At 65.3% G+C, this 20,382-nt stretch carries 17 protein-coding genes; 2 read left to right on the top strand and 15 right to left on the bottom strand.

What is annotated here, in order from left to right; all coding sequences use genetic code 11:
- Positions 1 to 20 precede the first annotated feature (20 nt).
- From PKE85_RS14540 to PKE85_RS14515, 6 genes are all read right to left on the bottom strand, one after another.
- Complete coding sequence (locus PKE85_RS14540; protein WP_271205486.1) at positions 21 to 497, bottom strand: cupredoxin domain-containing protein; 477 nt, start codon at positions 495 to 497, stop codon at positions 21 to 23.
- Positions 498 to 522: 25 nt separating this feature from the next.
- On the bottom strand, positions 523 to 1,926 hold the full coding sequence (locus PKE85_RS14535; protein WP_271205485.1) for a multicopper oxidase family protein: 1,404 nt from the start codon (positions 1,924 to 1,926) through the stop codon (positions 523 to 525).
- Between the two features lie 14 nt (positions 1,927 to 1,940).
- A complete protein-coding gene (locus PKE85_RS14530) occupies positions 1,941 to 3,377 on the bottom strand; it encodes a TolC family protein (protein ID WP_271205484.1) in 1,437 nt (478 codons plus the stop codon).
- Positions 3,377 to 3,610, bottom strand: coding sequence for a hypothetical protein (locus PKE85_RS14525; RefSeq protein ID WP_271205483.1), 234 nt, complete (start codon positions 3,608 to 3,610; stop codon positions 3,377 to 3,379). The genes PKE85_RS14530 and PKE85_RS14525 overlap by 1 nt, the downstream gene beginning before the upstream one ends.
- A gap of 556 nt (positions 3,611 to 4,166) precedes the next feature.
- Positions 4,167 to 4,454: a metal-sensitive transcriptional regulator gene (locus PKE85_RS14520; RefSeq protein ID WP_428981360.1), complete on the bottom strand. Its 288-nt coding sequence runs from the start codon at positions 4,452 to 4,454 to the stop codon at positions 4,167 to 4,169.
- Between the two features lie 85 nt (positions 4,455 to 4,539).
- Entirely contained in the window at positions 4,540 to 4,800 is a 261-nt protein-coding gene (locus tag PKE85_RS14515; protein ID WP_271205482.1) for a hypothetical protein, read from the bottom strand.
- 137 nt (positions 4,801 to 4,937) lie between these two features.
- Here PKE85_RS14515 and PKE85_RS14510 point away from each other — a divergent pair, with 137 nt between their 5' ends.
- Positions 4,938 to 5,360 carry a hypothetical protein gene (locus PKE85_RS14510; protein WP_271205481.1) on the top strand — a complete coding sequence of 141 codons (423 nt, stop codon included), beginning with the start codon at positions 4,938 to 4,940 and terminating at the stop codon, positions 5,358 to 5,360.
- A 56-nt stretch (positions 5,361 to 5,416) separates the two neighbouring features.
- Here PKE85_RS14510 and PKE85_RS14505 read toward each other — a convergent pair whose 3' ends face one another.
- Positions 5,417 to 6,010 carry a Crp/Fnr family transcriptional regulator gene (locus PKE85_RS14505; protein WP_271205480.1) on the bottom strand — a complete coding sequence of 198 codons (594 nt, stop codon included), beginning with the start codon at positions 6,008 to 6,010 and terminating at the stop codon, positions 5,417 to 5,419.
- A 192-nt stretch (positions 6,011 to 6,202) separates the two neighbouring features.
- Positions 6,203 to 6,583 (bottom strand): hypothetical protein, encoded by a 381-nt coding sequence (locus PKE85_RS14500; RefSeq protein WP_271205479.1) that lies wholly within the window; start codon positions 6,581 to 6,583, stop codon positions 6,203 to 6,205.
- A gap of 98 nt (positions 6,584 to 6,681) precedes the next feature.
- On the opposite strand from PKE85_RS14500, the gene PKE85_RS14495 reads away from it, so the two are divergent.
- Positions 6,682 to 9,099, top strand: coding sequence for a heavy metal translocating P-type ATPase (locus PKE85_RS14495; RefSeq protein ID WP_271205478.1), 2,418 nt, complete (start codon positions 6,682 to 6,684; stop codon positions 9,097 to 9,099).
- Positions 9,100 to 9,369: 270 nt separating this feature from the next.
- On the opposite strand, the gene PKE85_RS14490 is transcribed toward PKE85_RS14495, so the two are convergent.
- From PKE85_RS14490 to PKE85_RS14460, 7 genes are all read right to left on the bottom strand, one after another.
- On the bottom strand, positions 9,370 to 10,479 hold the full coding sequence (locus PKE85_RS14490; protein ID WP_271205477.1) for a hypothetical protein: 1,110 nt from the start codon (positions 10,477 to 10,479) through the stop codon (positions 9,370 to 9,372).
- A 267-nt stretch (positions 10,480 to 10,746) separates the two neighbouring features.
- On the bottom strand, positions 10,747 to 12,279 hold the full coding sequence (locus PKE85_RS14485) for an argonaute/piwi family protein (RefSeq protein ID WP_271205476.1): 1,533 nt from the start codon (positions 12,277 to 12,279) through the stop codon (positions 10,747 to 10,749).
- Entirely contained in the window at positions 12,276 to 13,772 is a 1,497-nt protein-coding gene (locus PKE85_RS14480; RefSeq protein ID WP_271205475.1) for a toll/interleukin-1 receptor domain-containing protein, read from the bottom strand. The genes PKE85_RS14485 and PKE85_RS14480 overlap by 4 nt, the downstream gene beginning before the upstream one ends.
- A gap of 152 nt (positions 13,773 to 13,924) precedes the next feature.
- Positions 13,925 to 15,043 carry a nucleotidyltransferase family protein gene (locus PKE85_RS14475; protein ID WP_271205474.1) on the bottom strand — a complete coding sequence of 373 codons (1,119 nt, stop codon included), beginning with the start codon at positions 15,041 to 15,043 and terminating at the stop codon, positions 13,925 to 13,927.
- A gap of 94 nt (positions 15,044 to 15,137) precedes the next feature.
- Positions 15,138 to 15,941 carry a YdcF family protein gene (locus PKE85_RS14470; RefSeq protein WP_271205473.1) on the bottom strand — a complete coding sequence of 268 codons (804 nt, stop codon included), beginning with the start codon at positions 15,939 to 15,941 and terminating at the stop codon, positions 15,138 to 15,140.
- A gap of 8 nt (positions 15,942 to 15,949) precedes the next feature.
- Positions 15,950 to 19,117, bottom strand: a complete 3,168-nt coding sequence (locus tag PKE85_RS14465) for an efflux RND transporter permease subunit (protein WP_271205472.1) — start codon at positions 19,115 to 19,117, stop codon at positions 15,950 to 15,952.
- Positions 19,114 to 20,292, bottom strand: coding sequence for an efflux RND transporter periplasmic adaptor subunit (locus PKE85_RS14460; RefSeq protein WP_271205471.1), 1,179 nt, complete (start codon positions 20,290 to 20,292; stop codon positions 19,114 to 19,116). The genes PKE85_RS14465 and PKE85_RS14460 overlap by 4 nt, the downstream gene beginning before the upstream one ends.
- Positions 20,293 to 20,382: the final 90 nt, after the last annotated feature.

Below are 20,382 nucleotides of genomic sequence, written 5' to 3'. Positions count from 1 at the left end.
TTTTCCTTTCGTCTCTGGGGTCACTTGACGGCGACGGAGCCGTCCATCCCGGACTCGCGATGCCCCGGGATCAGGCAGGCGAAGTTGAAATCTCCGGACTTTGAGAATTTCCAGACAATCTCTTCTGTTTTTCCGGGCGCGATGCGCCGGCCGTTTGGATCATCGTGCTCCATGTCCGGATTCTTCTGCATCGCGATGGCGTGCTTGTCGTTCTCGGCGCGGGTCGCGAGCATGAATTCGTGGTCGAGTTGGCCCTCATTCTTCAAGACGAAGCGGATCTGCTCGCCTTTGCTCGCCGAAATCGAGTTCGGCTCGAACAGCATTTTGCCGTCGTCGGTCTCCTTCATGACGATCTCGACCGTTCGGGCCGGCTTCTTGGAGTCGCCAGGCTCTCCGTAGGCGCGAGCGCCGCCGTGATCGTGACCGGCGTCGGCGATGGCGAAGGTCGGGAGCAGAACCGTCGCGACGACGGCTGCGGTCTTGAACATCAGCTTCATGTGTGGGGTCCGGTTTTCGTTGAGATCAGTGGTTGGCATGCCCGCCGGAGCCCGCCTTGGGCTTCACGACGTTCATCTGCATGTCGCCAGGTTTTGGCTGGGCGGGCGGCGCGCTTGCTGCGCCCGGCGCATGTCCCTTCCATTCGAAAGCGACCTGACCCTCGGGATGCTTAAACCAGCCGGGATCCTTGTAATCGCCGCGCTGCAGCCCCTCGCGGATCTTCACCACCGTGAACATCCCGCCCATCTCGATCGGGCCGAACTGGCCGAAGCCGGTCATCATCGGAAGGGTGTTGTCGGGGAGCGGCATCTCCATCTCTCCCATGTCGGCCATGCCGGCCTGGCCCATCGGCATGTAGCCGGGCACGACAGCCTTGATCTTCTTGGCGATGTCTTTCTTGTTCACGCCGATGAAGTTCGAGACCTCGTGGCCCATGGCGTTCATGGTGTGGTGCGACTTGTGGCAGTGGATCGCCCAGTCGCCGGGAACGTCCGCCACGAAGTCGAAGGCGCGCATCTGCCCGACCGCGCAGTCGATCGTGACCTCGGGCCAGGCCGCGGCCTCCGGCACCCAGCCGCCGTCGGTGCACGACACCTTGAAGTCGTAGCCGTGCATGTGGATCGGGTGGTTGGTCATGGTGAGGTTGCCGAAACGGATCCTCACCTTCTCGCCCTTGCCCGCGACGATCGGATCGATCCCCGGAAACACCCGGGTGTTCCAGGTCCAGAGATTGAAGTCCGTCATCTCCGCGACGCGGGGCACGTAGGTCCCCGGATCGATGTCGTAGGCCGACATCAGGAACACGAAGTCGCGGTCGACGCGCCGGAACGCCGGATCCTTCGGATGCACGACGAAGAAGCCCATCATGCCCATGGCCATCTGGACCATCTCGTCGGCATGCGGGTGGTACATGAAGGTCCCGCTCTTCCGGAGCTGGAACTCGTAGACGAAGGTCTGGCCGGGTTTGATGTGCGGCTGTGTCAGCCCGCCGACGCCGTCCATGCCGGAGGGCAGGAGCTGCCCGTGCCAGTGCACCGTCGTGTGCTCCGGCAGGCGGTTGGTGACGAAGATGCGGACCTTGTCGCCTTCGACCGCCTCGATGGTCGGGCCAGGCGACTGGCCATTGTAGCCCCACAGATGCGCGACCATGCCCGGGGCGAGCTCGCGGATCACGGGTTCTGCGACGAGGTGGAACTCCTTCCAGTCGCCGTTCATGCGCCAGGGCGCGGTCCAGCCGTTCAGCGTGACCACGGGGTTGTAGTCGGGCCCGGTGGTCGGCGCGAGCGGAGGCTGCATGGTCGCCTCCTTCATCGTCGCCGCCTCGGGGATCGAGGCGGCCTGGACGCGGCCGGAGACGGCGCTCGCCGCGACCAGCGAGGTGGCGCCCGCCGCGGAGGCGGACAGGAAGGATCTGCGCGAGACGGTCATGATGTCTCTCCCGGTCATTGGGGCGATGCGGAGGACGCTGAGGCGGCGGAAGCGAGCTTCGGCTCCGGCGACGCCTCTTCAGCGCCGCCGCCCCCGATCAGGGCCGCCTGGAAGTCGACGTCGGCGATGAAGAAATCGCGCTTGGCTCGGATCGCCGCGACATTGCTCGCGACGTTCTCGCGGGCGTTGGTCAGCAGCTCGAAGGCGTCGACCAGCATGCCGTTGTATTGAAGCTGCGACTCGTCGGTGATGATCTTCCGAAGCGGAAGAACTCGGGTCTGGAAGGCCCGTGCGATGTCGTAGCGGCCGCGATAGGTCGCGTAGGCTTCGCGCGCTTCGGAGCGCACATTCACCGCCTTTTCGAGCAGGCGATTGACCGCGCCCATATAGGCTTCCTGAGCCTTCACGGACCGGGCCTTGCCGAAGTCGAAGATCGGGATCTGGACGGCGACCTCGAAGCCTTTGGGATTAGCCTTGTCGCCCTCCGCCGATTTCGAATGATTGGCGATGCCGGTGACCTCGAGCATCGAGATCGCCCGCGTCTGCTCGGTCAGTCCGTAGCTCTGCGCCAAAGCATCGAGTTCGAGCCTGTCGCCGATCAGGTCGACCCGGCGACGAAGAGCAGTTGCTTCGACATCGCTTTGCGCCTTGAGCCGAGGAAATCCCGGAAGCCGCGACGGCAGTCGATAGTCGAGGTCTCGGCCCCAGAGGCCAAGCTCACGGGTCAGGGCCTCCCTCTCCTTGGAGGCCTCCAGCCGGGCTTCGGCAAGTTCGGTCGCGACCTCGGCATAGAGCGCCCCGGACCGCGCCTGATTGAGCTTCGTTGTGGCGCCTGTTTCGCCGAGCTTCTTGGTCAGCTCGGCGGACGCAGCGGCCGAAGCGCGCGCTGTTTCGAGAAACGCAGCCGTCTCGCGCGCGGCGACCGCCCGATAATAGGCGCGGCGCGCATTGGCCGCCGTGCGGAACGTCGCCTGGATCGTCTTGTACTGCGCCGCTCGGAACTCGGTCTCGGCGATCTTTGCGCGTCTCGGCAGCGTTAGGAGCGACAGCAAGTCGGCGACGAGCCGGCGCTCGACGTCCAGTTCGCCGCGATAGGTGACACGCTCGATGGAGACGGTCGGCGACGGCGGCAGGCTCGCCTCGACGTATTCGGCTTCTGAGACGCCAAGGGCGTTGTATTCCGCCTGTAGTCCCCGGTTGTTGAGAAGCGCGATCTGGACGGCTGCGTCCGCGGTCAGCGGCGCGCCAAGAAGGCGCGCGACACGGGACCGGACGGCAGCCGCGTCAGCTGGCGTCACGATCTTCGCGGTGTCCTTGCCGAGATCGAGCGAAACCCGAGAGACGACCGGCGTCATACCGCGGTCGGCGGAAATCGACGCGCAGGCGCCGAGGGTCGCCGATAGCGCGGCGACGGCCGACGCGCGAGCGAGGCGGGAGCGAACTGATCGCATCACATCCCCTCCATCGGCTTGGAGGTGACGGCCTTGTTCTGCTCAAGCCACGGCTTCGGCTCGACCGGACGGTAGTCGGCCATGCCGGCGGTGACCGAAACGTAGCGCCCGTGCGGCGCGGGAGCGGATGGATCATTCGGATCCCACCCCGCGACGGGCGATGGCGGCAGCGCCGAGCAGGCGCTCAAAAGCGCGGCGAACGACGCTGCGACGGCCGGGACAAGCGGCTTCATGAAGTACCCCGAAATCTGACGGACGGACGCAATGGCGCTGTCAGCGCCGGCGAGCGCGGTCGATCAGACGGACAGGGGACGGTTCACGGATTCCGGACGGTCATCCGGACGCGAGCGTTCCTGAGACGTCAGCCGACCAACGCGGCCAGCGGTCTCGGAGGACGCTTGATGTGGATTGTCGGGCCCTGCAGCGCCGAAGGCTCAGTCGCGCGCGGCGACGCTGTTCTAGCCATCGAAAGCGCAAGGGGGAGGCCCAGCTCCGTCGACATGACGGCGTGGCAGGTATTGCTGCAGCAGGTCTTGCTATCATTACCAGGCGACGATCCATGCCCGGCGCAGTCCGGCTCTGACGCGTCCGCCGACGGCCGGCTCTCAGCGCCGGCATCGACCGCCTGTTGCTGCGTCGAAGCCGGCGCGGCTCCGACGACGTCTTCGTACGTTTGCGAGACTGCGGAGGCGTCGTGGGCGCCATGCGCTTCGCCAGGCGAGGTCCAGCCGACGTACAGCGTCATCGCTACGGTCAGTCCTGCGAGCAGGCGAAGCAACGACCGCAGGCTCATCCGCGCACCCTTCCGAGTACGTCCACCAGCTCAGCGACCTTCTTTCGCTGCTCGTCCTTGTCGCCGCTCTCGATGGCATGCTCGACGCAGCAACCAACGTGGTCCTGGAGGATGACCTCCTCCACCTTCTTCAAGGCCGCGCGAACAGCCGCGATCTGGGTCACCACATCGATGCAGTAGCGGTCTTGTTCGACCATGCGCGCGATTCCGCGAACCTGACCCTCGATCCGGTTCAGGCGCTTGGCGCAAGATGCTTTAGCGGCCGCCATCATCGCCTTCATCATACCCAGTCCGGGTATCAATGCAATCCCATTCGACGGAGCCGAAACGCCCGCCTCGGCGCGAGCGTCTCGGCGTCGAGACGATCGGTCAGTGATCGTGACCGCTTGTCTGTGTCGGGGTGACCTTCTTTCCGTCGCCGGCCTGGCCCGTAGACCCCCCTTCCGTCACGCCTCGGTCAGCCGCGCCGGCCTTCGAGGAGGGGCCCTCGACATGGGTCGAATTGCTCCCGGACTCGCGAGCCGGAGCGCTGTTCTGGGTCGCGTTCTTGTCTTCGGCGAACGCCGTCGTCGCCGTCATCAGGCCGATTGCGAACATCGCGGCAAGGACGGGGCGATCAAGATGTAACACTCTGAACTCCTTCGATATGAACCGGTTGGATGAACGCGCGAGCCGGTCGGACCGCTCTCGCGATAAGTACCCTTAATGGGTATCTGCGCAGTCGATTGTGACCGACCGACCAGGTCAGCCGTTCCCGCGCGCGCCACGTGGTCAAAACCGTCGATCGCTTCGAGCCGCGAGATCGCGCGGAAGAACGACACGACCGTAATCACGAAAAGAAACGCCGCTGGTGGCGAGCGCCACATACCGCGCTCTCGATCCGTCAGACTCTCCTGCAACACCGGCGCAATCGCCGGCCGCTCAAGGAGACTGACATGTTCAGGACGCTCGGCTTCGGCCTCATTCTCGCCAGCGCGGTCGCCACGATCGCCTCCGCGCACCCTCTGACCAATTCGATACAGTCCAGGCTCGGGGCGCCAGACGCTGACGGCAGCTGGGTGATGCGGACGATCCCGCCGAACAAGTTCCCCACCAAGAGCTGGGAGCACGTCAACGCTCCGTCCGGCGCGAACACTCGGTCCGGTCAGAGCATAGGCGCCAACGGAGCTTCTCACTGGATGAAGAACTGACCTTCACCCGGCGAGAAAGAGGGCCGCGGCCGCCCCCACGGTCGCGGCCCTCGCCATCACAGCGCATCCTTCGACCAGGACGGTCCGATCAGAACGAGGCTCTGTCCCTCCCGGCGTATTGCGCCCGCGCGCTCCAGCCGGCTGAGCTCCTTCGTCACGGCCTCCCGATGGCTCGCGATCCGAACTGCGAGCTCTCGATGGGTGGGGAGCCTCTCGATGCGCTCGCCGTCGTCGCTCGACTGCGCCATCCTGAGCAGCTCCGCCGCAAGGCGATCAGCGACATGCATCGTCACGCTCTCCGCCATTCTGAGATTCGTGCGGCATTGTCTGCGGCACATGGCGTCCATCGCGGCGACGGTGAAATCCGGCGCGCTCGAAAGCGCCCGTAGATAGGCCGGCCTTCGCAACGCCCAGACTTCCGTCCGCTCGAGCGCCGTGACTGCGAGCGGAACGCTGTCATTCCCAAGAGCGAAGGCTTCTCCCACCATTTCGCCAGGTCGGACGTCGGACAGGAACGCCTCCTTGCCCTCGACCGTAGGCGTGACGACCGAGAGCGTCCCGCTCACAACGATCAGGACGCAGGATTCGCCGTCCGGAATGTCGATCGCCTGACCTCTTGGAAGCACGCGCTTGCGTGCGCCAAGCTCCAAGGAGCGGCTTTCGAGGATATCCAGGAGGGAGCTGACACGGTGCGGCGACGCCGCCGCGATGCGTGACGTTTGAATCATGAGATGAACCGTTGGCGGCGCGCGTGCCGAGAAACGCGTCCGAACGCGATCGCCGCCCCATAAAGGGTCAACCAGCCGCGACCTTCAGGCCGGCGGCCGAGCGAGCTGATGCGGTCAGACGCCCCGAGGCGGCGGAGTTGCGCGATCTGTCACGACGTTGCGCGCGATGGCGTCCGGCAGCGCTAGCGCCAGAACGCCGGAGAGCGAAAGGATCGACGCCGTCTTAGGCTCCGGAGCGGGTATGGCGGCGCAAACCGTCGGCCCGCACGTTTCGTTCGCGCCAGACTTCGCCTGCACAGGGCATCTGTCGCCATCACCGGACTCGCAAACCATCTGATGGCTCGCGCCAGACCCGCCGACTTCGATTTCAGCGTGCGCGTGAAAGCCCATGAAACCGATCGTAAGCACGACCGCGAGAACGAAGCGCAGCAGGCGCGAAACGGCGACCTGAGATCGGCGCTTTTCGGTCAGCACTGAGCGCGAGACGGCGGACAAATTCGACGATCCAAATCAGGTGCACTTGAAGTGTACCCCTGCCGGGTATAAAGATCAATTCGACTTATACCCCACCTTGGTATCTGGGAGGTTAAGGCATGGCGCACTCCGCGGAACAGGCCCCGGGATCATGCTGCGGCAGCCACGAGGGCCGTCGCCCGCCGATCGAGACTGCGCGGGACCATGGCGTCCACGGCCACTCGCACGATGGCCATATCGACGCGGAGACGGCCATCGATCCGGTGTGCGGGATGACGGTCGAAATCGCTACAGCGCGACACAAATCGGACGCCGGCGGCGCGGCGCACTATTTCTGCTCTGCCGGTTGCAAGTCCAAGTTTGAAGCTGAGCCCGCGAAATACGCTCACGATCGGCAGAAAGATCGACCGGAGGCGCCGGAAGGCGCGATCTACACCTGTCCGATGCACCCGCAGATCCGGCAGGTGGGACCTGGCTCCTGCCCGATCTGCGGCATGGCGCTCGAACCGGAAGAGGTCACCGCCGAGGCTGCGCCCAACCACGAGTTGGCCGACATGACGCGTCGGCTCTGGATCGGGCTCGCGCTCGCGGCGCCGATCCTCATCCTGGAGATGGGCGGGCATCTCTTTCCCGGCATCCATCATATCGTACCGCCCACGACGTCCGTCTGGATCCAGTTCGCGCTGGCGACGCCGGTCGTCCTGTGGGCCGGCTGGCCGTTCTTCCAGCGCGGATGGGCCTCGGTCGTCACCCGCAACCTCAACATGTTCACGCTGATCGCGATGGGCGTCGGCGTCGCCTACGCCTACAGCGTGGTGGCGACGCTCGCGCCTGCGCTGTTCCCGCCGGCGTTCCGCGGGCCGGACGGCGCCGTCGCGGTCTATTTCGAAGCCGCCGCGGTCATCACTGTGCTGGTGCTTCTTGGCCAGGTGCTGGAGCTGCGCGCGCGCGACCAAACCTCAGGCGCGATCCGCGCCCTCATCAATCTCGCGCCGAAAACCGCGCGGCGCGTGCGCGCCGACGGCGCGGAGGAGGAGGTCGCGGTCGAGGACATCTCGGTCGGCGACTTGCTTCGCGTGCGCCCGGGCGAGCGGATCCCTGTGGACGCAGACGTGGCTGAAGGACGATCGAACGTCGACCAGTCGATGGTCACCGGCGAACCGATGCCCGTGGCGAAGGCGTCCGGCGACGCCGTCATCGGCGGGACGATCAACCAGTCCGGATCCTTGACGATCAAGGCCCAGAAGGTCGGACGCGACACGATGCTCGCCCGTATCGTCCAGATGGTGTCCGACGCGCAGCGGTCGCGCGCGCCCATCCAGAAACTCGCGGACCAGGTCTCCGGATGGTTCGTCCCCGCGGTGATCGCGGTCGCGGTCCTCGCCTTCGTCGCCTGGGCGGCGGTCGGGCCCGAGCCGCGCCTGACCTACGGGCTCGTCGCAGCGGTCGCCGTGCTCATCATCGCCTGCCCCTGCGCACTCGGCCTCGCCACGCCGATGTCGATCATGGTCGGCGTCGGCAAGGGCGCGTCGCTCGGCGTCCTGATCAAGAACGCCGAGGCTCTGGAGCGCCTCGAGAAAGTCGACGCATTGGTGGTCGACAAGACCGGCACGCTGACCGAGGGACGGCCGTCCGTGACCGAAATCGTCGTGGCCGAAGGCATGTCCGAGAACGAGCTGCTCGCTCTCGCAGCCGCAGTCGAGCGCGCCTCCGAGCACCCGCTCGGCCACGCGGTCGTGGCGGCCGCGGAAGAAAGGGGGCTGGCGATTCCGGCGGTCGAGGATTTCGACTCGCCGACCGGCAAGGGCGTGCAAGGGAAGGTCGACGGTCGCGAGGTGTTCCTCGGTAACGCTCGCTATCTGCAGGATGCCGGCGTCGGTCTCGACGAGTTCGCCGCCAGAGCCGACGAACTGCGTCAGGCCGGCGCCACTGCGATTTTCGTGGCCGTCGACCGACGCACGAGGGGCGTCATCGCGATCGCCGACCCGATCAAGCCGAGCACCCTGCCGGCGGTTAGGGCGCTCAAGTCCGAAGGCATACGCATCGTGATGCTGACGGGAGACAACCGGACGACGGCCGAGGCCGTGGCGCGGTCCCTCGCCATCGACGAAGTCGTGGCCGACGTGCTGCCGGAAGAAAAGCACGAGGTCGTCGAGCGGCTGAAGCGCGAAGGACGCGTGGTCGCCATGGCCGGCGACGGCGTCAACGACGCTCCGGCGCTCGCAGCCGCCGACGTTGGGATCGCGATGGGCACCGGAACCGACGTGGCGATAGAAAGCGCCGGCGTAACGCTCGTGCGCGGCGATCTGATGGGGATCGTCAAGGCGCGCGCGCTGTCGAAGGCGACGATGTCCAACATCCGGCAGAATCTGGCGCTCGCCTTCGTCTACAACGCAGCCGGCGTGCCGATCGCTGCGGGCGCGCTCTATCCGGTCTTCGGCCTGCTGCTGTCGCCGATCGTGGCGGCCGCCGCGATGGCGCTGTCGTCGGTGAGCGTGATCGGCAACGCCTTAAGGCTGAGGGCGAGAAAGATCTGATCCGAATGTCACACTGGCCCAATAACTCTTTGTGTTGTCTTCAATCTTTTGGAACGTCGCGACGACAGCTCCGCACAATCAGCTCGCTCGCTCGATGAGGCACAACTTTAAGAAATACCAGATTAAGTCGAAACACGCGTTCCGGCAGATAGGCGTCGGCGTGTCGTCGCCCGGCAGGTGAAGTGCGACGGCCGGCGTGGTCTCGGCCGTCGGCGAAGGCGGTCAAACGCCGGCGTCGCCCGGCGTTTGACCAAGGCTCAGGTCGCGCTTTCAGGCCGCGCGCGAGATCGCGTCCGCCATGTCCTCGACTGTACGGGCGAACAAGGCGGGCTCTGCGACCGTCCGCTTGAGCGACTCCGCCCACTCAGGGTTTTTCGCGGCGTAAGTCATGATCCTCGACGCGCTCAACGCGCGATGACGTGCGAGGTATCGCGAGGAAACCTTGGCGGGAACCGAGCGACGGACATACGCAGCGTTCATCGGCAAGATCGTCGCGAACAGATGGTAGGTTTTCGCGAAAGTCTCGATATCGCCGTCTTCGGCCAGCTCCGACAGCAAGTCGAGTACGGCGCCGGACGGGGTGATGAACGCCTTCGATCCCTGCTGGGCGATCGCGTCGGCGACCCGAGCGGCGTTGCGAACGCCAATGGTGACGAGCGCGTCAAGCAGCGTTCCTGCAGAGTCCTTCGCGACGGCCCCGATGCCGACCAGTGCTCGTCCGGCCATGTGATCGGCGACCCGAGCCACGACCAGATCGGGATCGGGCGAGGACACCGAGATCTTGCCCTCTCGCGCCTCGATGATCCCGGCCTCGGTCAGTGCGGCGAGCTCGATTTCGAATCGCGGATGACGGAAATCTTCGCCGAACAGGCTCGCGGGTTCTCCCTTGAACACGATTGAGAGCGTCTTGGGATCAACGCGTGGCGCCGCCCTCGCCAGACCGCGGTGATTTAGCAGTAACCCGACGACGAGATTTTCCCGCAGTTCCTGGCCCGGTCCCGATCCCCGCCGGAGCGCAGGGGTGCGGCTTCGGTGAAGCGCGGCAGTCACCAGCACGAACAGCAGCGCGTGCAGATACCAACGCGGCGGCGCGTCTGGATCCAGCGACTTGTCGCCGTCCAGGCTGTGGTCGAGCCACGCCTGCACGACGGGACCGCAAGCGTTCGGAAGCAACCTGGGCAGCCGCCTCTGGAATGCGTCGAGGTCGGTCGGCCTCCGTCCAGAGCCAAGCGCTCCTTCGAGGTCTCGCCAGTCTCGATAACCGCCAGCCTTTGCGATCGCAGCTTGGCAGCTGCTGAGCCGGTAGATGAAACCGCTGCCGTCGAGCAGTCGGCATAGAGTCTTGGCGCACTTCTTCGCGCCGTCTAGAGACGAGTACATGCGAGCGTCCTTCAATCGGCCTGATCGAGACGCGCTGCTCGTCTCTGGCGGCCGGGATGAGGGATACGGTCGCAAGAGATATTCAAAGTCGTTGGACCAAACGGTCCTTCGCCAGGGCAGCGGCCGCGCCGACGATGACGGCGCTTGTCCGAAATGTAGCTCCGCGAAGCAGGCGCTTCAAGACCGGCACGTTGCGCTGGGCCTGACGCCGACGCGCCGGCTGGAGCCGGCTCCGCGCTGTCAGAACCGCCGAGCTAAAAGTCCGCCTTAGATATAAAACCTGAATGGAAGCGGCGGCGCCTCTCGGCCTCTTGGCGACGCAAGCAGGATCTCGCCCACACGGTCAGCGAATTTGAGCGTCACCGGCAAGCCGCTGGCATAATCGCAGGCATTGTAGTTCACCTTGGTCAGGCCAAGGACGTCGCGCATGACGGTCTCGAGGTCCGCCCCGCCCCGGGAATGGGTGATCTCGATCAAAATCGGCTTTGGCGTCTCAAAGCCCGGATAGACCCGAAGACGCGGCGCATAGCCGGTCGTCCAGAGATAGCCTTCACGGTGTGACGCGAGAACGGCTGAACCGCGCAGCACCGGGAACGGTCCGTCCGCCCGAAACAGGCGAAGGTCCTGGGTCGGGCGGATCCGCACGCCGACGAACCGTTCGGTTTCGGCGGGGATGGCTGCGCAGAAGCCGTCCCATTCATCCTTCGAGAAGCGCTGTCGCCCGTGGATGAAAAGCTCCTTAGGCGGCGCGCCATGTTCCTTCGTATAGGCCTCGATCACCTGACGGATCAGCGCCTCGGCTGCGTCCGGGCGCAAGTGGAATTCTCGATTTTTGCTAGAGTACCAAGGCCCGAGCGCGCCGCGAAACACTACGCCGTCGCCGGAATCGAGGAACATCTGAGCCGCGCAGCACGCCTCGCCGACCTGGGCCGGCGAGGGATCGATCTTGAACACCAGCCCGACGTAGCAGACGCCCGGCCGCACCTGCGCCAGGCGCCACGGTTGCGAGCGCGCGCCCTTGAAGTACAGCGTGGTCGAGAGATTCCAGGCGATCTTGGCGGGTTCCTGCACCGAGCGCACAGGCCGTCCCAGTCGATCCGTCTCGATCGCGGGATCGAGCGTGGTCTCGCGAATGACCTGGATCACGGCGTCACGGTCGAGAAGCTGCGATTTCAACTGATGATGAAAGTTGCGCGCGAACAAATATGTCTCGGCCTCCTCCGCCATGTCCGGAAACAGGGCGCCGCCGCCCTTGAGGAAGCCGCTCGCCGTCTTTTTCGACATCAGAGTCGATCGGATTGCGTCCTTGGGGGCGGCCACCTCCGGTCGGCCGTAGCGAAACACGCTCTCGGGCACGACGACCAGCCAGACGTCGGGTCGCCGTTCATCGGTCCGGAGATGCTCGAGGATCGCGTCCTCGAAGAGCTTGACCGTCGAGCGCACGGCGTCGACCTTGTTGGTTCTGCCCAGGGCGTCGCCGATCCTGTCAGACGGCACGCAGATCGTGACCATGGGCTTTTCGACAAGGCGAACGCCGAAGGCGGCCTGAAATCCCGGCCAAGCGTTGGTGTGGAGCTTGGTCGGATCCAGGACCGGAATGCGACCGTTGATCTTCGCCAGCCAGGCGCGGACCAGCGCCACGCCGGCCCGCGCCCCGATGACGCCGACATGGATCGCATTCGCCGCCCCGCCAGCTCTGACGGGCCCGTATAGGAAAAGACCGTCCTGAGGATGCTCCAGCGTCTGCCCCGACCCGAACTCGAGCAAAGGCTCTTCCAGGAAAAGGGGTCGCAGGTTCATTCGTCGTCGCTTTCCGGATCGTCGAACGTCGCGCTGAACTCGGGCGACGGGACGATGTCGCCACGGTCGTTCTCTTCGCTCGGCGGCTCCGGATCGTCGGCGGCGTAGGAGACGGGAAACTCGATCGTCGTTGGCCAGGTCGTCAGGCCGAAGCGTTCGCCGTTCGTCGCCAGCTCGATCCTGTCGCCGGGCTCTGCGAGAAACCGCATCGCGCACAGCAGTCTGTCTCGCCAGACGTCGTTCCACCAGGAGCGTGTGAGCCGACGGCGCCTTGCGTGCGCACGCTCGCCATCGAGAAGGCCTGCGCCGTCGCTCAGCGCCACGTTGCCGTGAATTCGGAACATGGGTTCGGGCCAGAGCCGGGGCTTGGCGAGCAGGCAGAGCCGCCATCTCAGTGATTTGAACTTGCCTGCGACGGTGCGCCGGATGCGGCGGCCGTCTGGCGCGACGAAGGATATCCTGTCGTCCGTCGCCAGACCGTCGGGAAAATACCAACCGGTCTCGCCCGACGCATACCGTAGCGGCCTCAGCCCTTTCGCCGCCGCCACGACGTCGAAATGCTGGCGCAGGAGGTTGACCACGTCATTTGTCGCGGCGCGCCGATCGACATACGGCCCGAGGGCTTCGCCTGAGACGAAAGCCTCGAAGTCGAGATCGTGAAGCAGCTCGAACGGCAGGGGAAAGGGACCCGCCGCCGAGAGCGCGACCGGGTCGGCGAAGCTTGCGATCAATCGACCGCCCCCGACCTGGACATGCGGCATGTGACACGCGGCCAACCAGGGTTTGAGGCGATCCTGGAGCCCCTCATATCGGTAATAGCGAACTCGAGGCGGGGGACTGAGGGTAAACCAGTTGGTCAGGAGCCGCTCCGGCTCCTGTAGAACAAACCGCCGGCCGTCCTCTCGCGCCTCGACGATCCGACGCAGGGCGTCCTGGTCTGGATGAGGCTTGGGTTGGACGGGCTCGAGCGCTTTGAAGAGGTCGGCAAGGCAGTCGTGCCAATTCGGGTAGCCGTTCAGTATGTTGGTCCGGACGAATTCCGGCGGCGCGTTCGAATAGGCCACGTCCGCGATGCGCACCGCGATCATGAAGTCGGGGTCGTCGAGCTGGTTGCGAACAATGCTTCCGATGCCAAGTTCGGTCGCGACCCCCGGCTTGCGAACATGCTCGGAGAACACGACGATCTGCTTGATCGCATGGTGGCGCAACACCTGGTCGATCTCGTTCCAAGTGTCATTCCCGCCTCTCAGCCTGCGGCGATCGATCCAGACCCGATATCCAGCGATGGTGAGTTTTGACGACAGCCACAGCGCGAACTCGTTGTCTTCCGGCGCAGCGTGAGTGACGAAGATCGTCTCGCGGCTCTGATCTGGCGGAATGGCGTTCACCGCTGCTGGCTTTGGACGAGAATCGCGCTGACAGAACATTACGTGTCGGGCTTGCTCGCCAACAAGCCGCGTGTCGCCCACGCGTTCTTCCACCGTCCGACGCATGCGCGCCGTTCGTCAGCTCGCACGCGCCAGCGCGGCCGACCGTCTGCAGAACAGCGAACGTCCTTATAGCTCAGATCGCACGGCCGGCGTTGACGCGGCGGCCATGGATGGTGTGTGCGCCGCTCAGTCTTTAGCTCTCTCGTTCATGATCATTAGCTGTGGTCACCGTCATCTCGAAAGCCGTAGTCGGCGGGTTTGGCTCCAAGCGCCTGAACGCCTTCGGAAAGACTTCGCTGGAGACCGACGCGCTCGTCGTCGTCATAGCTTCGCAGGCTCGAGCTGATGGCGTCCCTCCACGCCGGCCCACGGCTCCAGGCCTCCATGTAGGCGTCTGCAAGATCCTCTTTGTGTCGCAGCTCGATCATGGCGTTCATGAGCGTAAGGGCCTGGAGGCGATCCTTGGCGCTCTTCGCCGTCCCGTCGCCGTCGGTCCGGCGGCGCGACCCGACGATCAGCTTGTGGATCGCGAAGCGTTCCGGGGCTGGAACGAGGATGGGCACGCCTGCGCCATGCAGCAGCACCGCGCGCTCGGGCTGGTAAATCAGAAAGTCCAGAAAGCGTAGCGGCTGAGCCGCTGCGCCCCCTAGGGCCGGCATCGGCGCAGGTCCCCCCGCGTTGTCGTCGGACCCGCGATTCGGGGTCAGAAATTCAACCTTGTAGCCTGAACGCGAGACGAACTGGGTCGACAGTCTCCCGTCATTCATGTGCGGGACTTCCCGGAAGGTCCCGTCGACGGAGCGCAAGACGTCAAGGACAGGCGGAAGCTGGTCGCCGACGGCGGCCGAGATTGAATGAAACTGGGCGAAATCGGCGTCGCCGGTGAGCATCGCCGTGTTCTCGAGCCGGACGCCCAGCATCGCAGAATAGGCCTGGTATGCGACGGTCCCGACGAGCACGCCGCGCAGGCGGAACAGGCCGGCGTCGGAAAGGGCCTGCACGATGTCCCCAGCAGTCTTGTCGGGGCGCGGCAGATAGGCTTCGCGGATCAAGGTCGAGACGATTTTCCGCCGCTCCCTGACATCGGCCTTCAAGTCCTTGAACGCCTCGACGCGCTTGGTGATTTCCTCGTCGTCGGCCGGTCCGACATAGCTCCGATCCTGTTTGCTGGAGCCATCGCCGGCAGGGCGATCGAAGTACCAGTATTTCCGGTCCTTCACCGTGACGGGCACGAACCGACCGTCCGACGGAAAGTCGCTTGCAAATCGGGCGTCGAGGCTGCGCTGGGCGAGCTCTGAGTACAGCGTTTGATAGATGTGGCCGATTGATTTCATGGCTTTCGTTATACTAATTTCGCGAGATTAATATAACGCCCTCAAGCCTACCTGACAAGCCGATTATACTAATTTCGCGAAATTGATATAGCGTTCATTTTTCAATGTTTTCTGGAAAAAACTCCAGCGTTCGACCCAGCGCCCGATATGTCGCCAGGCCGAACCATTCATGGGCGGCGAGATCCGAGAGCGCCAGGCCTTCCGCGATGGTCGCAGCGGGCCGGCGAAGATCGACCGATCCCCGCGTGCGGTAATCGACCGGATACGGGACGACATTGAACCCTACGGCCCTGAACGACGCCACCGCACGCGGCATATGCGCCGCCGACGTCACCAACACCCACCGATCCTCGGGTTTCGGCTTGAGCGCTTCGATGCTCTTCACCGCATTCTCGAGCGTGGTGCGCGACTGCTCTTCCGACGAGATGCGCTCCGGTGCGACGCCGATCGCGACCAGAAGATCCCGCGCGATCCTCGATTCGGTCACGGGTTCGGCCACGAACAGATGGTTCGCTCCGCCAGACAGAAAGATCCGCGCTTCCGGATAGGCCTTGGCGAGCGTCGCCGCCGCGGTGAGACGCTCAGCTCCGTCATTCAATGTCGGCGACCGCCGATCGACCGTGATGTGCGTGTCGACCGCTCCGCCCAGCATGATGACGCCCGCGATCGGAGCGTCGATCCGGGCCTGCGGAAACCTGTTCTCAAGCACGAGCACGCCGGCCGCGCCGAGCGGCGACCACCCGAACAGGACAAGCGCCGTCCCGGACAGAGCGAGCAGGCCGACGCCCGTCCTTCGGCGCCGCAGCACCAGAGAAGCCAGCCCCAGCAAGGCGAGCAGGCCGATCACATTAGAAGGCGCCAGCAGAAATTCGACCGACTTCGACACCATGAACAGCATAATCTTCTCTAGCCTCCGCTCGTCGCAGCCGCCCCGACGCCGACTTCGTCACGGGCAGGATCGGACCGCGCCAGGCCGACGCCCTTCACCAGCGCATACACCGCTGGAATGACCACAAGGGTCAGCACGGTCGAGGACGCCATTCCGCCGATCATTGGAACCGCGATCCTCTGCATGACCTCGGACCCCGCACCGGTGCTCCACAGGATCGGGAGCAGGCCGGCCATGATCGCGACGACGGTCATCATCTTCGGCCGCACGCGCTCGACCGCGCCGACCATGATGGCGTCGTGCAGGTCGGCTCGCGTGAAGGCCCGCCCCTGCGAGGCGCGGCGCGACTTCAGCTCTTCGAGCGCGTGATCGAGGTAGATCAGCATGATCACGCCGGTTTCGGCGGCGACGCCGGCGAGCGCGATGAAGCCAACCGCGACGGCGACGGACAGGTTGAAGCCGAGCCACCACATCAGCCAGAGGCCGCCGACAAGCGCGAACGGCAAGGACAGCATGACGATCAGCGTCTCGGTCAGTCTGCGGAAATTGAGGTAGAGCAGCAGGAAGATGATCATCAACGTCACGGGAACGACAATCATCAGACGGGCCTCGGCCCTTTCGAGATACTCGAACTGGCCGCTCCACGAGATCTGGTAGCCGGTCGGCAGCGCGACCTGATCCGCGACCGCGCGCCGGGCCTCGGCGACATAGCCTCCGAGGTCGCGGCCCGTGATGTCGACGAAGACGTAGACCGCAAGCTGGCCGTTCTCGGTCCGGATCGATGTCGGTCCCCGCGTTCGTTCGATGCTGGCGAGTTCGCCGAGCGGCGCCGTTCCGCCTCCCGGCAGCGCGATAAGAACGTTGCGGCCGATCGCGGCCGGATCGTCTCGCAGGTCGCGGGGATAGCGAACGTTGACCGAGTAGCGCTCGCGGCCCTCGACCGTGGTGGTCACCGCCTCGCCGCCCAGAGCGGACGAGACGGCGTCCTGCACGTCGCTGACCATCAGTCCGTAGCGCGCGAGCGCCGCCCGGTCGGGCGTGATGTCGAGGTAGTAGCCTCCGATCACACGTTCAGCGTAGGCGCTCGAAGTTCCGGACACGCCCTTCAGGACAGCCTCGACGCGCTTGGCGATCCTTTCCATCTCGCCAAGGTCGGATCCGAAGATCTTGACGCCCACCGGGGTCCGGATGCCCGTCGCCAACATGTCGATGCGGGCTCGGATCGGCATGGTCCAGGCGTTCGATACGCCCGGAAATTGCAGCGCCCGGTCCATCTCGGCCTTCAGGCTCTCGGTCGTAACGCCGGGCCGCCACTCACCCCTCGGCTTGAGGTTGATGATCGTCTCGAACATCTCGGTCGGCGCGGGATCCGTGGCCGTCGCGGCGCGGCCGGCCTTTCCGAAAACCGACCTGACCTCCGGAAACGACCTGATGATCCGGTCCTGCATCTGAAGCAGTTCCGCCGCCTTGGTGATCGACAGGCCCGGCAGCGTCGTCGGCATGTACATCAGCGTGCCTTCGTCGAGCGGAGGCATGAACTCGCTGCCAAGTCTGGTCGCCGGCCAGACCGAGATCGCGAGCGCCGCGAGCGCGAGCGCGAGCGTAAGGGTCTTGGCCCTCAGGACGCCGCGGATGATCGGCCGGTAGATCGCGATCAGGATCCTGTTCACCGGGTTCTTCGCCTCGGGAATGATCCGGCCCCGGACGAACAGAACCATAAGGGCAGGCACAAGCGTCACGGACAGGAGCGCGGCGGCGGCCATCGCAAAGGTCTTCGTGAAGGCAAGCGGTCCGAAGAGGCGCCCTTCCTGACTTTCGAGCGTGAAGATCGGCAGGAAGGAGACCGTGATGATCGCCAGGCTGAAGAACAGCGAGGGTCCGACTTCGGACGCCGCTTCGATCACGGACTCGATCCGGGGCTTCCCCTCAGGGGCTCGCTCGAGATGCTTGTGCGCGTTCTCGATCATGACGATCGCCGCGTCGATCATGGCCCCGACCGCGATCGCGATGCCGCCAAGACTCATGATGTTCGCGCCGATGCCGAGCGCCCGCATCGCGACGAAGGCGATCAGAATGCCGACCGGGAGCATGAGGATCGCGACGAGCGCGCTTCGGACGTGGAGAAGGAAGACGATCGTCACCAGCGCGACGACGATGCTCTCCTCCACCAGCGTGCCCTTCAGCGTCTCGATCGCGGCCTCGATCAGCGTCGAGCGGTCATAGACGGGCACGATTTCAGACCCCGACGGCAGGCTCGGCAGCAGATCCGCGATGCGCGCTTTAGCGTTCGCGATCACCTCGAGCGCGTTGGCGCCGAAGCGCTGCAGCACGATCCCGCTCGCGACTTCGCCCTCGCCGTTGAGCTCCGCGACGCCGCGGCGTTCGTCAGGACCAAGCTCGACGCGCGCGACGTCCTTCAACAGGACCGGCACGCCGCCGTCGGCCTTGATCACGGCTTTCTCGAGATCGGCGAGCGACTTCACATAACCGCGGCCCCGCACCATGAATTCGAACTCGCTGAGTTCGACAGTGCGGCCGCCGACGTCCATGTTCGCGCCGCGCACGACGTCGCGGACCTTCGACAGCGGAACGCCGAGCGCCCGCAGCCGCTGCGGATCGACGACGACATTGTACTGCTTCTCGAAGCCGCCGACGCTTGCGACTTCCGCGACGCCTTCGGCGCCGGACACGCCGAAACGGACCCGCCAGTCCTGGATGGACCGGGTCTCGGCGAGGGTGAGGTTCTTCGCCAGAACGGCGTACTGATATACCCAGCCAACGCCGGTCGCGTCCGGACCCAGCGTGGGCGTCACCGAAGAAGGCAAGCGCGACGCGGCGGCGCTCAGGAATTCGAGCACACGCGAGCGGGCCCAGTACGGATCCGTGCCGTCCTCGAATATGACGTAGACGAAGGACACCCCGAAGAACGAGAACCCGCGCACGACCTTCGACCTGGGAACGGTCAACATCGCCGTCGTCAGCGGATAGGTGACCTGATCCTCGACGACCTGCGGACCCTGCCCGGAATATTCGGTGTAGACGATCACCTGGACGTCCGAGAGATCCGGGATCGCGTCAAGCGGCAGGGTCTTCAGCGCATAGATACCGGCGGCGACGGCGAAGGCGGTCGCGATGAGGACCAGCGTCACGTTTCGCGCGGACCAGCTGATGAGGCGGGCGATCATTGCGACGCTCCCGCCGAAAGGCCGCTCAGCGCGGCCTTGAGATTGCTCTCGGCGTCGATCAGGAAGTTCGCCGCGACCACCACCTGGTCGCCCTCTGCGAGCCCCGATCGAACCTCGACATAGCCGTCGCCGGACCGACCAGTCGTCACGTCGCGCGGTTCGAACCTGCCCTCGCCCTTTTCGATCAGGGCCACCCGCCGGTCGCCGCTGTCGATCACTGCGCTCAGGGGCGCCGCCAGAACCGGCGTCCCGGCGCCGGTTTCGATGTCGGCGTCGGCATACATCTCGGGCTTGAGGGCGCCGTCCGGATTGGCGAGCTCGACTCGCAATCGCGCGGTCCGCGTCGCCGCGTTGATCTCGGGATAAATGAGCTGGATCCGCCCCTCGAATGCGATCGTCGAGCCGCGGGGCCGGACGGTCACCTTCTGTCCCGGCATGACCAGCGGCAGCTGAGATTCAGGGATGTCGAGGACCGCCCAAACAGAGGCGAGATCGGCGATGCGGAACATCTCTTCGCCCGGCATGGCCTGCATGCCGTCAACGGCTTTTCGGGAGAGCACGACGCCGTCGCGAGGCGACGTCCACGCGAAATCGAGCGGCGCACGCTTGCTCCGCTCGACCTCGTCGATGACGGCGGCCGGCACGTCGAGGTTCTCGAGTCGGCGCCGCGCGCCGTCGACGACCGCTTTGCCGGCCGCCGTCGGCTGACCGACGATCGAGAGATACTGGGCGGCGGCCGCCGCCACCTCCGGCGAGTACAGACGCATCAGCACCTGACCGCGCCTGACATGATCTCCGGTCGTGACCTGCTCGACCTTGTTTACAAAGGACTGGGCGCGCACCGCGACCACCGAAACGCGGCGTTCGTCGATCTGGATCACGCCGGAGGCCCGGACCGGGACCGAGATTGAACGTCGGACGACCGCTTCGGTCCGGACGCCGGTGCGCTGGCGTTTGCCGGGATCGACGGTGACGGTCGAGCCTTGATCGTCGCCTTCGTAGACGGGGATGTAGTCCATCCCCATCGAGTCCTTCTTTGGGGTGGCAGACGTGTCCGGAAGCCCCATGGGATTGCGATAGAACAGGATCCGGCCTGGCTTTTCCGGCTTCCTGCCACCCTCGGCGGCGGACACCCCGGACTCGCGACGCTCGCCGGTCGTTTCGTCGAAAGCCACGTCGTCCCCTTCTCGCACGGCGAGGAATGGGCGGCCGTCGTCTGCGTGGCGCAAAGCTGCCGAGTAGACGGGCTCGCCGTCAGGAGAGCG

It is taken from the genome of Methylopila jiangsuensis (assembly GCF_027922305.1).
Lineage (GTDB): Bacteria > Pseudomonadota > Alphaproteobacteria > Rhizobiales > Methylopilaceae > Methylopila > Methylopila jiangsuensis.
This window is presented reverse-complemented; position numbering and strand designations above follow the sequence as displayed.

Excerpts from the sequence above, each read along its gene's own strand:
- PKE85_RS14540 (WP_271205486.1), bottom strand. The coding sequence starts at position 497 with ATGAAGCTGATGTTCAAGACCGCAGCCGTCGTCGCGACGGTTCTGCTC.
- PKE85_RS14535 (WP_271205485.1), bottom strand. The coding sequence starts at position 1,926 with ATGACCGTCTCGCGCAGATCCTTCCTGTCCGCCTCCGCGGCGGGCGCC.
- PKE85_RS14530 (WP_271205484.1), bottom strand. The coding sequence starts at position 3,377 with ATGCGATCAGTTCGCTCCCGCCTCGCTCGCGCGTCGGCCGTCGCCGCG.
- PKE85_RS14525 (WP_271205483.1), bottom strand. The coding sequence starts at position 3,610 with ATGAAGCCGCTTGTCCCGGCCGTCGCAGCGTCGTTCGCCGCGCTTTTG.
- PKE85_RS14520 (WP_428981360.1), bottom strand. The coding sequence starts at position 4,454 with ATGATGAAGGCGATGATGGCGGCCGCTAAAGCATCTTGCGCCAAGCGC.
- PKE85_RS14495 (WP_271205478.1), top strand. The coding sequence starts at position 6,682 with ATGGCGCACTCCGCGGAACAGGCCCCGGGATCATGCTGCGGCAGCCAC.
- PKE85_RS14490 (WP_271205477.1), bottom strand. The coding sequence starts at position 10,479 with ATGTACTCGTCTCTAGACGGCGCGAAGAAGTGCGCCAAGACTCTATGC.
- PKE85_RS14485 (WP_271205476.1), bottom strand. The coding sequence starts at position 12,279 with ATGAACCTGCGACCCCTTTTCCTGGAAGAGCCTTTGCTCGAGTTCGGG.
- PKE85_RS14480 (WP_271205475.1), bottom strand. The coding sequence starts at position 13,772 with ATGCGTCGGACGGTGGAAGAACGCGTGGGCGACACGCGGCTTGTTGGC.
- PKE85_RS14475 (WP_271205474.1), bottom strand. The coding sequence starts at position 15,043 with ATGAAATCAATCGGCCACATCTATCAAACGCTGTACTCAGAGCTCGCC.
- PKE85_RS14470 (WP_271205473.1), bottom strand. The coding sequence starts at position 15,941 with ATGCTGTTCATGGTGTCGAAGTCGGTCGAATTTCTGCTGGCGCCTTCT.
- PKE85_RS14465 (WP_271205472.1), bottom strand. The coding sequence starts at position 19,117 with ATGATCGCCCGCCTCATCAGCTGGTCCGCGCGAAACGTGACGCTGGTC.